Source organism: Breznakibacter xylanolyticus (assembly GCF_003254275.1).
GTDB classification, from domain to species: Bacteria; Bacteroidota; Bacteroidia; order Bacteroidales; family Marinilabiliaceae; genus Breznakibacter; species Breznakibacter xylanolyticus.
Window position 1 is genome coordinate 29,901 of sequence record NZ_QKZK01000016.1, and the last position, 14,565, is coordinate 44,465.

Genomic DNA, 14,565 nt, shown 5'->3' on the forward strand with positions numbered 1-14,565 from the left:
CGTAATCGCAATGATGTGTTGTGGGTGAGTTTCCGAGGGCAGAATAACGATTTATGGCAGTACAGAAGCGCAATGTGAAGGTGGATGTGATCACCATGGGGTGTTCCAAGAATTTGGTTGACAGTGAATTTTTAATCCGACAGTTCAAAGCCGGTGGTTTTGAGGTGGCGCACGATCCTGAGGTTTCCAAGGGGGAGGTGGTGATTATCAATACCTGCGGTTTTATTGGCGATGCCAAGGAAGAGTCCATTGAGACCATTCTCCAGTTTGCCGAAGCCCGTGAGCAGGGCAAGGTGAAACAATTGATTGTGATGGGATGCCTTTCGGAGCGGTATATGAGCGATTTAAAGGGCGAATTGCCCGAAGTGGATAAGTTCTATGGCAAGTTCGATTGGAAGGGGATTGTGAACGATTTGGGGCTCGAATATCGTGCCGATTTACGGAATGAACGCAGCATCACCACACCGGCGCATTATGCGTTTTTGAAGGTTTCGGAGGGATGTAATCGCGGGTGCAGCTATTGTGCCATCCCGATCATTACCGGTCCACATATCTCGCGTTCTATCGAGGATATTAAAGACGAGGTGCAGCGGCTGCGCGATCAGGGAGTGAGGGAACTTCAGGTGGTTGCTCAGGATTTGTCGTTTTATGGTGTCGATTTGTATAAGAAGCCAAGTCTGGCACGTTTGGTCGAGGAGTTGGCACAGATATCGGGGATTGACTGGATACGTTTGCATTATGCCTATCCGGCCGGATTTCCGGAAGATGTGCTTCGAGTGATGCGTGACACTCCCAATGTGTGTAACTATATGGACATTGCCTTGCAGCACGTGAGTGACTCCATGCTCAAGCGAATGCGTCGAGGGGTGACCCGCCAGCAGACCATCGATTTGGTGGATCGCATGAGAGCAACGGTTCCTAACTTGCATTTGCGCACCACTTTCATTGCCGGGCATCCCGGTGAAACAGACGAAGATTTTGAAATTCTCAAACAGTTTGTGCGCGATGCTCGTTTTGAGCGGATGGGGGTGTTTGCATATTCGCATGAGGAGGACACATATGCCTACAAGAATTATCAGGACGATGTGCCCGACGAAGTCAAACAGGCACGAGTGGAAGAGCTGATGGCCATACAGGCAGACATCAGTCGCCAAGTCAATGAGAATAAAGTGGGGCAGACGCTGAAGGTAATTATCGATCGGCCCGAAGGAGATGGTTTTATTGGTCGCACCGAGTACGATTCGCCCGAGGTCGATCCCGAGGTGATTGTGAAGGGAGATGGGCTACAAGTGGGACAGTTTTATGACGTCAAAATTACTGCTGCCGAGGATTACGACTTGGTGGGCGAGGTTGAATAGCCCGAGAGCGTTTTCTTGCTCATGTAACGTTTTAAGCCAAAGGGAAGGAGAGTCTTCTTTTTGGCTTTTCTTATTGTAAGAGGTTGTAACAATGAACTAAGCCCCTGCAGAAGATCGATTGCTTTTATGCAATTGCATCATCGATTTTCAGGCGTTGGTCTCATCAGTCTTTTTAATCAGTCTGAAGGCAAAAAACTTCTTCATTTTTTCAGAATAATGCCACCAGATGATATTGATTTTTCAATGGTTTTATTCTTAAATATGAGATTGCTATGAGTGTAAAAACGTTATTTGAACAAGCCGTCGCACTGTTTCCCGAGTTTGCCGAGATGAGCCGTGTTTATCAGCGTAAGTTTTTTATTGCCGGTAAATCCAGTTCGTGCATTCACAATTACCTGCGTCAAATCAGTAAGCTGATTATTTACTATCGAGGAGTCAATCCGTTGCTGTTGACCATCGAACAGCTTGAGGAATACATGTATTGGTTGCTGAAAAACGAAACAGCGAGTCAGAGTTCATTCAAGCATTTGGTGTGCGGGTTGCGTCAGTTTTATGCCATTTTTGGAAATCAACCCCTGTTGTTGTCTCTTCCCGCCATTGCTACCAGACATCAGTTGCCGGTGGTTTTTTCGGGCGCTGAAATACAGCGCCTTTTGATGGCACCTGGCAGTCTGAAACATCGATTGATACTTGGCGTGATATATGATTGTGGGTTGCGAATCAGTGAGTTGATTCGCTTGGAGATTCGTGATGTGGATATGGAACGTCACATGGTGCACGTTCGGCAGGCCAAAGGGCGGAAGGATCGTTATGTCCCCATTTCAGATATGGCGGTGAGGGGGCTTCGACACTATCTGGACGTTAACAAGCCCATTGAATATCTATTTAATGGGTCTGAGCCCGGAAAAATGATTAGCAGAGAGTCGATTCGACTCATTATGAGAAATGCACTGCGCAAAAGCGCCATCACCAAGAAAGCCTGTGTGCATACCTTGCGTCATTCTTATGCCACCCATTTGTTAGAGTCGGGGCTCAATATTACCACCGTTCGAGATCAATTGGGGCATTCCAGTTTAATCACCACCATGATGTATTTGCATATTGCCCAGGTGTCACCCCATGCGGGTTATAGTCCTCTGTCGGTTCTTTATGATATCCCTCGTGTCGGTGCCATCAATCAGACATCCTATTGCGTGAGTTGGAAGGGGGGGATTGATCATGAAGTTGTTTGGAGTGGTTGATTAATTTGTTATTTTTATCAACTAAAATCTTGAATTCTATGAAACGCATTGATATTCATTGTCATCCATCTATTAAGCCATACGGTCAAAGTTTTTCGTTTCACCCTGCGGGGCAAAATACGACTAATGTCAAGCAAAAGAATAGCATATTCCATTATGATCCACCCACGGCCTTTGATCGTTTGCTCAACCGCACCGTGATGGGGCTGACCAAATTTACCCAAACCGATGTGACAACCTTGCACAAGGGTGGTTTTTCGGTGGTGGTGGTCTCGTTGTCGCCCCTTGAAAAGCCTTTTATCACCAACGCAGCCGGTAATAACCTCATTGCCGATGGAGTCACCAACCTTGTCACCGGCGTGGGTAAAGCCCGTATTGACGATGTGCAGGCATCGGTGTATCGTTATTTTAATGATTTGGAGAAAGATTATCAATTTTATTGCCAGTTGGATGGAGCAGAGGTGACTGTTGCCGGTCAGCGATTGAGGTACAAATTGGTGCGCAGTTTCACCGCTATCGACAACGCGCCCGTTATGTCGGATGTTCATACGGTGTTTATGTTGATGTCGATAGAAGGGGGGCATGCTTTCAATAATCGCAGCTACCTGACTTATAATCATGATGATGTGTTGAATAATATTCGTATCGTGAAACAGTGGGAATATCCTCCTGTTTTTGTCACCCTGGCACATCATTTTAAAAACCATCTCACCGGTCATGCGCAGAGTTTGACCGGGGTGGTGGATTGGATGACCAATCAGGAGGCCGATATGAATGCCGATTTGCATGAGATTGGTAAGGAAGCCATTCGATTGTTGCTCAATCCGAACGAAGGGGCGAGATGTTTAATTGACATCAAGCATATGAGCGAAAAGGCACGCACGACCTATTTTCAGATGCTCAAGGGTGAGTTTTCGGGTGAAGGCATCCCCGTTGTGGTGAGCCATGGCGCCGTGAACGGGCTGGTGAGCCCCCAAAACAAAACCGTGAGCACCTTGCCCGAGGCTGGGGCGTTTTATTCGGGCGACATCAATTTTTACGATAGCGAGATAATCGATATTGCCCGCACAGGCGGCATCTTTGGCATTCAGTTGGATGAACGGCGCATTGCCGGCAAAGAACGTCTTAAGAAATCGAACCTTTGGTTTGCGTCGCGCAGCAAACGGTTGTTGGCCAAGTCGGAGCTGGTGTGGAATCAGATTGTGTATATTGCCCGTTTGCTCGATCGTGCGGGGTTGGATGCCTGGACGCTGCAAGCACTCGGCACCGATTTTGACGGCGTCATTGACCCAGTCAACATGTTTTGGACCGCCGAAGATATGCCTCTGTTGGAGCAGAATTTATTGATTCATGCTCAACGATTTGTCGATAAGTCTATTCACGAGATGTCGGTTCCCAACCAAATTTCGGCTCACGATATTGTGGCCAATTTTATGGGAGCCAATGCCGAGCGGTTTTTCCGCAATGCAGAGCGAGGATGTTTGGTGGATGCAACGGTTGCCGATCGTGCTCAGGAGGCTTTGGTGATGTGAATTATTATATTTGTGGGCGAGGCGATTGTGAGGGAGGATAAGGGGTGATTATTCGGTATTGAGTCATCCGTGATTATGGTAGTCAATTCCGAAAATGTCGCCCCTGAAATACTCATAATCGCCCTCTGGCAATTGCCAAATGGCTCTCATGTTGCCGGGCAGGCACAGTTTTTCTTGAGCAAAATATTCATTGATTTCCGCCCTCCAGGGCGTTTGGCGGTATGAGCCGTCGGGCATGGCCATCCATCGTTCATTTGTATCAAAATGCGATAGTTGGCCATTGTTATTGAAATGAAAAGTTCCGGTAGCCGATACCCCCTGATGGGTGATGGTGGCCCGGATGGTTTGTTCGCTGATGGGATTCCAGGTAATGTAAGGTTGCAGCAGGTAGCCCGGCACTAAAAAGGCTTCGGCCAAAAGAGTCAGGAGTGCCGAGGAGGTCATTTCATCGCCCGAGGCGTTGACAATGGGGACAATTCCACCAATGGCGATGCGCATGTTGCCTCTGCCATCCTGGTATTTGTCGCGCCCCTGAATCAACGCACAGCCCTTGTATTTGATGCGCATGTAGGCCAATCGGCAGGGGGGAGTGACGGCGTTGTACTGAGTACAATCCATTTTTTTCAAAGCACTTTTGAACGTTCGTTTAAAGTAAACATTCTTCCAGCGGATGTCGGCCTGCATGGGCAGGGGGTGATTCATGAACCCACTTAACTGCAAGTGGTGTTGGATGGCTTTTGGCAGATGGGCAATGGCTTGTGGGGTCAAATAGTCGCACGAATTCAGGGGTGGTTGACGCAACAACTCCGTTTGCCGTTCATGATGGTACCTGGTTTTAAGCAGCAGGGGCATGACTGATTTATTTGTCTGATATAAAAATCAATACAGGATTTGATGCATTTAGAAGTTTAAGTGTATCCGCTTGGATGAGCCAGCGGTTTACTTTTTTCAACTCGTTGAAGAATTCCGTTTCCGGAATGCCCATGCAGAATTTTTTAGTAGAGAGGATATCGCCGGGTTGGAGGTTAGCACCCGATATGGTAATGGGGCAGATGAAGTTGTTGCAGCCCGAGTTTCCTGACATTTTTGAGTTTTGCAGGTCGAAAGACAGGGTCGGCAGGCCTTGGTCGTAAACCGATGTGTCGATGGTTGCTTGCACAAAACTCAGCAGTCGCCATTTGGTCGTGCTCAGCAGGCTGGTGTCGGCCTGTAGGGCTGCGGGGGATGAGTTTTGCGAATGCGCAGCAGATGGATTATTTTTTTTTCCGGTTGATGCGCAACCGATTAGGGTTGCCAGCATGGTAAAATAGAGGAGGGAGATTTTCATGGCTCTTTTTTCAATGAATCAATTTTGTAATTTTAATCAAAATTTTACAAAACTGCTTGAGAATTATTTAATCTTAAAACACTGTTTTTTATGGAACTAATCACTGCCGGATCGCGGGTGGAGCATCCCCGTTATGGCGAGGGCATTGTGTCGCGTGTGGGACTGACAGCCTATGAGGTATTTTTTGCCCATGGAGGCAAGGTGGATATTTTGAAATCGAATCGTGAACTGTCGGTTGTGCAGGCCGGCGAGGAGAAGCCATCGGTGAACGTGGATGTGGATGATCTCTCCAAAGCCATTGCCACAGTGCTGGATCAATACGGGTTGTTACCCTCGCGTTTACCCATGGCTCCCCGCTGGGTGGGTGGTTCGCTCATCATTAAGGCAGCTGGAGACGATTTGCAGCCCAAAGAGATTCCCATCGATACTTTTTTTCACAAAATTGTGATGTTGCGCGACCGCTTGCGCGTGTTGGAACAAAACATCAACTCGCACGAGAAATTGACAGATGAAGAAAAAGTTCAAATGCAGCAATATATCACCCGAGCCTACGGTAGTTTAACCACATTTAATGTTCTTTTTGCCGATAAGAAAGATTATTTTGTGGGTGCCAAAAAGGAAGGTTGAGCGAGGCGTTTTTTTGAGGCGTCGAAAATATGATATTTGAACAGGGATGATGACAACATCGGATTGGAGTGCCGAGAATACCCTTGGGGTGGTGATGGGCATATTGGGCGGTTTGGGACTGTTTTTGTTGGGCATCAACATGCTCAGTCAGGGCGTTCGCAATTTGGCAGGGCGGCAAATGCGTCACTTGTTGACCTATGTTTCGGGCAACCGGGTGGCAGGGGTGGCTTTTGGTGTGTTTTTCACCATGTTGTTTCAGAGCAGTAGTGCCGCCACGGTGGTATTGGTGGGTTTTGTGGAGGCCGGATTGTTGCAGTTTGCCCAAACGTTGCCTGTAGTGCTGGGAACAGCCTTTGGTACTACCATTACCGCCCAGTTGATCGCCTTCAAGGTAGGGGCGTTTGCTCTGTTGGCGGTGGGGCTGGGGCTATTGGTATCAATGTTTACACGTGGGAAGTGGAAGTTTAGCTTTGAGACGCTATTGAGCTTAGGGTTAATATTTTATGGTATGGATTTGATGTCCGGAGCCATGCGTCCGCTTCAGCAGTATGCGCCATTTTTGCAATTGATCACCCATATTCAACATCCTGTATTGGCATTGTTGCTTGGCATGCTGGGTACGGCAGTTATTCAGAGCAGTGCGGCCTTCATCGGAATTCTCATTACGTTGGGCTCCACTGGGCTGTTGAGTGTCGAGGCCAGTTTACCGCTTGTGCTGGGTTCTAACGTCGGCACCACAGTCACCGGGCTCATCTCGGCCATGAATGTGGGACGCCCGGCTCAAAAGGTCGCATTGAGCAATTTTCTGTTTAAGTTGTTTACTGCATTTGTTTTTGTTTTCATGCTTCCCTGGTGGGCGTTTTTGACGGATTGGATTACGGGCACACGGGGCGAATATGGGCGTTGGGTGGCCAATGCCCACACGTTGTTTAATTTGGTGCTGATGCTGGCTTGGCTCCCCTTTACCGGGTGGTTTGGCCGATGGATGGATCGGTGGGTGTTGCCGACCCCACAGCGACACGAGTTTGCCCTGAAATTTCTCACTGATGAAGTTCTTGATTCACCCGATCTCTCTACCGGTTTGTTAAAGAAGGAGTTGTTGATGATGGGGCAAGTGGTGCTCAGGATGGTTGATGTCTCATTGAGTCTGTTTCAACGCCCGCCGCAATTCACCCCTTCGATGATTCGAGAGATGGAGGAGGAGACCGATCATTATCGTCAAAAAATCAACGATTTTTGGTTGAAGTCGGCACGTGTGTCGCAGCGTGAGAAATGGCCGCCCGAGGTGTTTCAGTTGTTGCATTTGATGAACGAGTTGGAGCAGATTGCCGATTTGGTGTCGGTGAATCTGGTGCATCAGGCCGAAAAGTGGGAGCAATCACAATGGCAGTTTTCCTCCGAGGGGCGTAAGGAGCTTGAGCATTATCATGCTCAGTGTGTGCACCAGTTGCAGAGAGCGCTCGACTTGGTTGAGAATCGTGATTACAACCGGGCTTTGCAAATGAAGCAGAAGTATCGCGAGTACGCCTACCTGGCCTTTGATTTGGAAAAACATCATTATCAACGTTTGTTTTCGCTCAATGCGCAAACGATGGAGTCGAGCAAAATACACTTGGAGTTGTTAAATCTCTATCGGATGATCAATAGCCGAGCCACTAATTTTGGACGTATCATTTTGCGTGAAGCTCAGTTACCCACGGATTTGAACAATGGGATGATTTAGTCATTTGTTGATGTTGTTGCAATTGGGTAGTTTTTTGCTTAATTAGAGGATGGTTTGGTGACAAATGATTATTTTTACACCGCCAAATTGCACGTTTTGGATGTGTTAGGCCTTCACTGTTTTCAATTTGACAATGTAGGCTTGACGACTGACCTTACCCGTTTTAAAATGTCATTTAAACTTTAAAACGAGAATAACTATGTACGAATGGACAACCGATTTGGCTGTTGATGATTTGCTCATCGACAAAGAGCATCAGCATCTATTTGAACTCCTGGAACGTTATTATTTGGGGTTAAAAGGGCAAAAAGCGCCCATGGATTTGTTGCTGTTGGTGAAAGGGCTGATTGATTACGCCCAGACCCATTTTTCGCACGAAGAGGCCTTGATGCTCAAAAGTGGATATCCCGACATTGAGCGTCACAAGCAACTGCATCGCACGTTTATGCTCAAGGTGAACGATTTTTATACCAAGCTGAGTGACGGTAAGCTGGTGTTGACACTTGAAGTGACCAATTACATCAAAAATTGGTTGGTGGCTCACATCAAAAGTGAAGACGTTAAAATTGGTGCTTTTCTTAAGCGCAATTGACGTGTTGCTGAATCAACAGGGCATGGCGCAATGGTAATTTTATTTGAGTTGCGCCATTGTCCCAATTGAGAGAATAAGTGCAACTTTGACACTGGCCGGGTTTTGAATCAAGCCCGAAAATTTTATCTTTGCAGGGCAGTATCAAAACAGGCTGCCAGAGGTTATGGAATTCATTGTTTCGGCACGAAAATACAGACCGGTGACATTTCGTTCGGTGGTGGGGCAGGCACACATCACCGTGACGTTAAAAAATGCCATTAAGAATCAGCAGTTGGCTCATGCCTATCTGTTTTGCGGAGGACGCGGGGTTGGAAAGACCACTTGTGCCCGAATTTTTGCCAAAACGATTAACTGTATCAACCTCACGCCCGAATATGAGGCATGCAACGAATGCGAGTCATGTCGTTCGTTCAACGAAAATCGCTCCTACAACATTCATGAGCTTGACGCGGCCAGTAATAACTCGGTGGACGACATTCGTCTGCTGATTGATAAAGTAAGGGTTCCGCCTCAAATTGGTAAGTACAGCGTTTACATCATCGACGAGGTACACATGCTCTCAACTTCGGCCTTCAATGCGTTTCTCAAGACGCTGGAGGAGCCGCCCAAACATGCCATTTTCATTTTGGCAACCACTGAAAAGCACAAGATATTACCAACCATCTTATCGCGCTGTCAGATTTTCGACTTCAACCGCATTTCGGTGCAGGATGCTGTGGATCATCTTAAATATGTGGCTCAAAGCGAAGGAGTTGCGGTGGATGAGGAGGGATTGACTGTCATCGCCCAAAAGGCCGACGGAGCCATGCGTGATGCGCTGAGTATCTTTGACCAGATTGTGGCGTTTTCGGGTAAGGAAATCACATATAAGCAAGTAATAGAGAATCTTAATGTGTTAGATTATGACTATTACTTTAAGTTAGTGGATGCTTTTTTGGCCGATAATTATGTGGATAGTCTGGTGATTTTTGATGACATCCTCAAAAACGGATTCGATGCCTATCATTTTGTGTCGGGTCTCAGTTCTCATTTGCGCGACCTGCTGGTGTGTAAAAATCCCCAGTCGATACAGTTGTTGGAGGTGGGGAATGCCATCGGATCAAAATATCATCAGCAATCGCAGGCATGCAGTGTCGATTTTCTGTACGATGCGCTTAATGTGGCCACTGATGCTGAACTGCAATATCGCAACGCCAAGAACAAACGGTTGTTTGTTGAGTTTATGCTAATCAAGCTGGCGCGGTTGATTAGCGAAAAAAAAAAGCTCTTGAGTTAGCGGCCAAGCGTGCAGCCAAGGCTCAGTCGACCGGTGCGGCTGTGGCGAGCGGCACGGTTCCCGGGGCTGTTTCTTCTGCCAAACCGACTCCTCATCATGTCATTAAAACAGTTTCTATCAAGGAGCTTGCATCAAACAATGGAGCGTTGCCGGTTGTTGAGGAAAAGATGGGTGAGGCAGTTGTGGATGAGAATGCCGGAGTGGATCCCACTTGGAGCAGACCTGTGACCCCGGATGGGCTCAAAGCTGCCTGGTTAGGGTATGCTGCGCGCATCGAATCGAGCAATTCACGCCTGCATAGCATTCTGATCAACCACATTCCAACCATACAAAAGGAAAATATCGTTTATCTTGAGCTGATTCATGCCATGCAGGAAACAGAGGTACAGCGTGAAAAGCCTGCCTTGTTTAAGCATTTAAAAATCAGTTTAAAAAATGCACGACTGGCGCTTGAGATCGCTTTTAAAAAGGAAGAAAACGTGCAGGCAAAAGTGTTTACGGCTTCCGATAAATACAAGGTCATGAAGGAGAAAAATCCGGCGCTGGCCGAATTGTCGCGTTTGTTTGACCTGGATATCGAATAATGGCCGGATTGGCTGGTGTTGATGAGGATAGGAACAATTTAAAAAAGATACAACATGTCGAAAATCAAAGTAGTGAACCCCGTTGTGGAGCTCGATGGAGACGAGATGACCCGCGTGATTTGGAAGATGATCAAGGATAAGTTGATTTTGCCTTATCTGGATTTGGACATTAAATATTTTGATTTGGGAATGGAGCATCGCGATGCCACCAACGATCAGGTGACCATTGATGCTGCCGAAGCCATTAAAAAATACAATGTAGGAATCAAGTGTGCGACCATTACCCCCGACGAGGCTCGCGTGCAGGAGTTTGGCCTCAAGAAAATGTGGAAGTCGCCCAATGGTACCATTCGTAACATATTGGATGGCACTGTATTTCGTGAACCCATTATTATTCGTAACATACCTCGTTTGGTTCCGGGGTGGGAGCATCCCATTTGCATTGGCCGTCATGCTTTTGGGGATCAATATCGCGCCACCGATTTTCTGGTGAAGGGCAAAGGTAAGCTCACCATTACCTTTACGCCCGAAGATGGTTCGGCGCCTCAAAGCTACGATGTGTATGACTTTAATGGCGATGGCGTTGCTTTGGCCATGTATAACACCGACGAAAGCATCACCGGTTTTGCACATTCATGTTTCAATCAGGCCATTAACAAGGGGTGGCCGTTGTATTTGTCGACCAAGAACACCATTTTGAAGAAGTACGATGGTCGTTTCAAGGATATTTTTGAGCAGGTTTATCAACAGCATTACAAGGCCAAGTTCGAGGAATTGGGCATTACTTACGAGCATCGTTTGATTGACGATATGGTGGCTGCCGCCCTCAAGTGGAATGGAAAGTTTGTGTGGGCTTGCAAAAATTACGATGGCGACGTTCAATCCGATACCCTGGCCCAAGGTTTTGGTTCACTGGGATTGATGACCTCGGTGTTGGTAACACCCGATGGCAAAACCATGGAGGCCGAAGCGGCTCACGGAACCGTCACACGCCATTATCGCCAGCATCAGCAGGGCAAACCCACATCGACCAATCCCATCGCCTCCATTTATGCCTGGACACGCGGCTTGGCATTCCGTGGCAAACTCGATGACAATCAGCCGTTGATTGACTTCTGTCATGCCTTAGAATCGGTGTGCATCGAAACTGTTGAGCAGGGCAAAATGACCAAAGATTTGGCGCTGTGCATTTATAATAACGATCTCAAGCCCGAACATTACCTCAACACCGAGGCTTTTATGGATGCTTTGGATGCAAACCTTCAGATTAAACTGGTTAAGTAAAGCATTGTGTTAGGATATAATGTCCTATTCGTTAAGATAAGAAGATGTTAGATGGTAAACAGATGATCAGATAAAGAAAGATTTTTAGACTTGTCATATCGTCTCTTTAGTTTAATTTATTAAAATCAAATAATATTACTGTTTTTTTTACGAATCGCATTAACGAAACGACATTGTAAAGAGATATAAGAAAAGCCGGTATTTCGATACCGGCTTTTTTGATATATGTGTGAGTAATTTTTTTACACCAAAACCTCTTCGTCCAACAAAATCAGCACTCCGCCTTCAGGGGTATAATTATCAACGGCACTGTAACCGTTACTGATGCGAAACTCCAGTCGTTTGCAATTCAGCTCACCGCATCCGTGGCAATATTTGGCGATGTAAATTCGGCAATTGGCATCGAGGGCGTTTTTGTACTTGTTGTAAAATTTACAGACATTCAGGTGTTTGCAGTTTGCCATGGCGGTACCTTTGAGTGATTTTGACACTTACAAAAATAAGTGACGGCTCGAACGTAAGGGAGAAATGTTCGATTTTTTCATCTCCAGGTTTGAGCCGTTTGTCAAAATGGCGGTGAAAAGCTTCTGTGGAAGTGAGAGGCACTCATATCTCTTTGTCGTCAATAAAGTTTATAGAGATGTGAGCGTAAAATTTCATTGCGGTTTGATGGCGAAAGACTTAAATTGAAAACCAAATGATGTTGAATCAGACCCGACAATGATGTGCCCGGTTGGGGATGAAGGTAGATAGACGCCATTCTGTGCAAGATGTAAAAAATACGAGTATGGATCGATTGCCACGCATATTATACGCTGAGGACAATGTGAACGACATTGAACTTACTTTGGCTGCCTTTCAGGAGATAAATCTTGTCAATCAGATTGACGTGGTGCGCGATGGGGAGGAAGCGTTGGATTATTTATTTTATCGCAATCGATATGCCAACCGAGAGCGATTTTTGCCGGCCTTGGTTTTGCTTGACTTAAAGATGCCCAAAAAAGATGGTGTCGAAGTGCTCGAAGCCATCCGTCAGTCCTCCGAATATGCCAATCTGCCGGTGGTGATGCTCACTTCTTCGCAAATGGAGACAGATGTGGTGCGCAGTTACAAGCTTGGGGTGAACGGGTTTGTGGTCAAACCCATCGATTTTCTTGAGTTTGTTAAAGCCATTAAGACCATCGGTTACTTTTGGGCATTCATCAATGTCCCACCAGCCAAATGAAACGAACCATGAGTATATTCATTTCACACAGGAGGATGCGGTTGGCGAGTTTTATGTGTCAACTGAGGAACCAATAATTAACACATGAAAGAGAAGACCGAATTATATGTGTTGATGCTGGAGGACGATGCGCTGGATGCAGAGCTGAACATCGCCCAGTTACGTCATTTGGAGGAATACGACTGCCGGGTGAAGTGGGTCAGTGATAAAACTTCTTTTCTCAAGGCATTGGATGAAATGTTGCCAGATATCGTGTTGAGTGATTATAACCTCCCACAATACAGTGGGTTGGGGGCGCTGCACGAAATAAAGCAAAAACGACTGATTATTCCTTTTATATTTGTGACCGGCGCAATGAACGAAGAGACGGCTGCCGAAACTATCAAAGCCGGGGCTTGGGATTATGTAGTGAAGGATCGGTTATTTCGTTTGCCATTGGCCATTCGGGCGGCTTTGCAGCTCAAAGAAGAAAAAATTAATGCGGCACGAGCGGCCGAGCAAAACCGCATTCTGTCAATGTCGCTCGATCAGAGTCCGGTGCATATTTTATTATGTAATATCCGTGGGCAAATTGAGTTTGTCAACAGCCGTTTTACAGTCATCACCGGTTTTGAGCCTCATGAAGTTATTGGCAAGTCGCTTGCGGAACTGGTCGCGGTCAATTATACCCATCATTTTTGGAACAATTTGTGGGCACAGGTCAAAGGCGGAAAGATCTGGCGGGGAGAAATGCAAGGGGTTAAAAAAGATGGATCGTTGTTTTGGGAATCGGTGTCCATATCGCCCTTGAAGAACAAAGAGGATGTGGTCACCCATTATATTGCCGTGAAAGAGGATATCACGCATCGGAAGGCCATGGAACACGAGCTCTCCGAAGCTTTGGAGCGTGCCGAACGCAGCGATAAGCTCAAAGAAGCTTTTTTGCAAAACCTTTCGCACGAGATTCGTACACCCATGAATGCCATTGTGGGTTTTTCGAGCTTGCTCAACGAAACGGAAATGGAAGAGCAGCTCTATCGTGAATACACCGGGCATATCTACGACAGTACCCTTAAGTTACTCACCATCGTAAACGATATTCTCACTGTGGCCAAGATACAGGCAGGGCAGGAGCGCCTGATGTTTCGTCCTGTTTTCATTCAGGAAATCATCCAAAAACTGGTGGAAACCCACCAGGGGGAGGCAGCCCGGAAGAAACTTCATTTTAATGCTCATTTGGATGAAATACAACCCGTTGATGTGATAACCACCGATCCGGGCAAACTCATTCAGGTGCTCTCCAATATTCTGCACAACGCCATTAAGTTTACCCATCAGGGCGAGGTGGAATTGCGATATGTGTGTCGCAATGGGCAGGTTCGATTTTTTGTACGCGATACCGGTATCGGTATTCCGCAGGAGGCCATTCCCCATATTTATGAACGCTTCCGGCAGGCCGATCCAAGCATCAGTGTGGAGTATGGTGGCAATGGACTGGGTCTCTCCATTGCGCAGTCGTATGTCGAGTTGCTGGGAGGTAACATCGCGGTGGTGTCTGAAGTGGGAGCCGGTTCTACTTTTGAAATCGTTTTACCCATGGGAACCAAAGATAAACAAGGGCATTAAATTGGTTGCATCAAAGGGGATGAATCAGCGACTTTTTCCCATCCATCCGGTGAATAAAAAGAGATTTGTCTTAGTTTTTGATTTTATTTTTCGGGTTTTTATCTCAATTGAGAACATTTTGTGGGGGTGGTTGTTTTAGATAAAAACAAAACAGATGTTTATATCTTTTATAAATAGCTAAATTCAAAACA

Annotated in this window: 14 protein-coding genes; 11 read left to right on the forward strand and 3 right to left on the reverse strand. The window is 46.5% G+C overall.

The features are described from left to right. Positions 1 to 53 precede the first annotated feature (53 nt). From rimO to LX69_RS10605, 3 genes are all read left to right on the forward strand, one after another. Positions 54 to 1,358 (forward strand): 30S ribosomal protein S12 methylthiotransferase RimO, encoded by a 1,305-nt coding sequence (gene rimO / locus LX69_RS10595; RefSeq protein WP_111446005.1) that lies wholly within the window; start codon positions 54 to 56, stop codon positions 1,356 to 1,358. Between the two features lie 272 nt (positions 1,359 to 1,630). After that, positions 1,631 to 2,599: a tyrosine-type recombinase/integrase gene (locus LX69_RS10600; RefSeq protein WP_111446006.1), complete on the forward strand. Its 969-nt coding sequence runs from the start codon at positions 1,631 to 1,633 to the stop codon at positions 2,597 to 2,599. Positions 2,600 to 2,637: 38 nt separating this feature from the next. Beyond that, positions 2,638 to 4,131, forward strand: a complete 1,494-nt coding sequence (locus tag LX69_RS10605; RefSeq protein ID WP_111446007.1) for an amidohydrolase family protein — start codon at positions 2,638 to 2,640, stop codon at positions 4,129 to 4,131. Between the two features lie 63 nt (positions 4,132 to 4,194). Here LX69_RS10605 and LX69_RS10610 read toward each other — a convergent pair whose 3' ends face one another. Further along, positions 4,195 to 4,983 carry a DUF6544 family protein gene (locus LX69_RS10610; RefSeq protein WP_111446008.1) on the reverse strand — a complete coding sequence of 263 codons (789 nt, stop codon included), beginning with the start codon at positions 4,981 to 4,983 and terminating at the stop codon, positions 4,195 to 4,197. Positions 4,984 to 4,990: 7 nt separating this feature from the next. Beyond that, entirely contained in the window at positions 4,991 to 5,458 is a 468-nt protein-coding gene (locus LX69_RS10615) for an META domain-containing protein (RefSeq protein ID WP_111446009.1), read from the reverse strand. Between the two features lie 90 nt (positions 5,459 to 5,548). On the opposite strand from LX69_RS10615, the gene LX69_RS10620 reads away from it, so the two are divergent. The 6 genes from LX69_RS10620 to LX69_RS10645 all read left to right on the forward strand — a co-directional run bounded on the left by LX69_RS10620 (position 5,549) and on the right by LX69_RS10645 (position 11,544). Then, positions 5,549 to 6,085 carry a hypothetical protein gene (locus tag LX69_RS10620; RefSeq protein WP_111446010.1) on the forward strand — a complete coding sequence of 179 codons (537 nt, stop codon included), beginning with the start codon at positions 5,549 to 5,551 and terminating at the stop codon, positions 6,083 to 6,085. A 46-nt stretch (positions 6,086 to 6,131) separates the two neighbouring features. After that, a complete protein-coding gene (locus LX69_RS10625; RefSeq protein ID WP_111446011.1) occupies positions 6,132 to 7,808 on the forward strand; it encodes a Na/Pi cotransporter family protein in 1,677 nt (558 codons plus the stop codon). Positions 7,809 to 8,007: 199 nt separating this feature from the next. Continuing rightward, on the forward strand, positions 8,008 to 8,400 hold the full coding sequence (locus LX69_RS10630; protein WP_111446012.1) for a bacteriohemerythrin: 393 nt from the start codon (positions 8,008 to 8,010) through the stop codon (positions 8,398 to 8,400). 163 nt (positions 8,401 to 8,563) lie between these two features. Then, positions 8,564 to 9,676, forward strand: a complete 1,113-nt coding sequence (locus tag LX69_RS10635) for a DNA polymerase III subunit gamma/tau (RefSeq protein ID WP_111446013.1) — start codon at positions 8,564 to 8,566, stop codon at positions 9,674 to 9,676. Between the two features lie 41 nt (positions 9,677 to 9,717). Further along, a complete protein-coding gene (locus LX69_RS10640; RefSeq protein ID WP_146260711.1) occupies positions 9,718 to 10,260 on the forward strand; it encodes a hypothetical protein in 543 nt (180 codons plus the stop codon). Positions 10,261 to 10,314: 54 nt separating this feature from the next. Further along, positions 10,315 to 11,544, forward strand: coding sequence for an isocitrate dehydrogenase (NADP(+)) (locus LX69_RS10645; RefSeq protein WP_111446015.1), 1,230 nt, complete (start codon positions 10,315 to 10,317; stop codon positions 11,542 to 11,544). A gap of 242 nt (positions 11,545 to 11,786) precedes the next feature. Here LX69_RS10645 and LX69_RS10650 read toward each other — a convergent pair whose 3' ends face one another. After that, positions 11,787 to 12,008, reverse strand: coding sequence for a hypothetical protein (locus tag LX69_RS10650; protein WP_111446016.1), 222 nt, complete (start codon positions 12,006 to 12,008; stop codon positions 11,787 to 11,789). 323 nt (positions 12,009 to 12,331) lie between these two features. Between LX69_RS10650 and LX69_RS10655 the strand changes: the two genes are divergently transcribed. Together LX69_RS10655 and LX69_RS10660 are read left to right on the forward strand one after the other, a co-directional pair. Further along, positions 12,332 to 12,769 (forward strand): response regulator, encoded by a 438-nt coding sequence (locus LX69_RS10655; RefSeq protein ID WP_111446017.1) that lies wholly within the window; start codon positions 12,332 to 12,334, stop codon positions 12,767 to 12,769. Between the two features lie 84 nt (positions 12,770 to 12,853). Further along, positions 12,854 to 14,374, forward strand: a complete 1,521-nt coding sequence (locus LX69_RS10660; protein WP_111446018.1) for a sensor histidine kinase — start codon at positions 12,854 to 12,856, stop codon at positions 14,372 to 14,374. The last annotated feature ends 191 nt before the right edge of the window (positions 14,375 to 14,565 follow it).

Bases quoted from the DNA above. Each gene is read 5' to 3' on its own strand.
- rimO (WP_111446005.1), top strand. From the start codon at position 54: ATGGCAGTACAGAAGCGCAATGTGAAGGTGGATGTGATCACCATGGGG.
- LX69_RS10600 (WP_111446006.1), top strand. From the start codon at position 1,631: ATGAGTGTAAAAACGTTATTTGAACAAGCCGTCGCACTGTTTCCCGAG.
- LX69_RS10605 (WP_111446007.1), top strand. From the start codon at position 2,638: ATGAAACGCATTGATATTCATTGTCATCCATCTATTAAGCCATACGGT.
- LX69_RS10610 (WP_111446008.1), bottom strand. From the start codon at position 4,983: ATGCCCCTGCTGCTTAAAACCAGGTACCATCATGAACGGCAAACGGAG.
- LX69_RS10615 (WP_111446009.1), bottom strand. From the start codon at position 5,458: ATGAAAATCTCCCTCCTCTATTTTACCATGCTGGCAACCCTAATCGGT.
- LX69_RS10620 (WP_111446010.1), top strand. From the start codon at position 5,549: ATGGAACTAATCACTGCCGGATCGCGGGTGGAGCATCCCCGTTATGGC.
- LX69_RS10625 (WP_111446011.1), top strand. From the start codon at position 6,132: ATGATGACAACATCGGATTGGAGTGCCGAGAATACCCTTGGGGTGGTG.
- LX69_RS10630 (WP_111446012.1), top strand. From the start codon at position 8,008: ATGTACGAATGGACAACCGATTTGGCTGTTGATGATTTGCTCATCGAC.
- LX69_RS10635 (WP_111446013.1), top strand. From the start codon at position 8,564: ATGGAATTCATTGTTTCGGCACGAAAATACAGACCGGTGACATTTCGT.
- LX69_RS10645 (WP_111446015.1), top strand. From the start codon at position 10,315: ATGTCGAAAATCAAAGTAGTGAACCCCGTTGTGGAGCTCGATGGAGAC.
- LX69_RS10650 (WP_111446016.1), bottom strand. From the start codon at position 12,008: ATGGCAAACTGCAAACACCTGAATGTCTGTAAATTTTACAACAAGTAC.
- LX69_RS10655 (WP_111446017.1), top strand. From the start codon at position 12,332: ATGGATCGATTGCCACGCATATTATACGCTGAGGACAATGTGAACGAC.
- LX69_RS10660 (WP_111446018.1), top strand. From the start codon at position 12,854: ATGAAAGAGAAGACCGAATTATATGTGTTGATGCTGGAGGACGATGCG.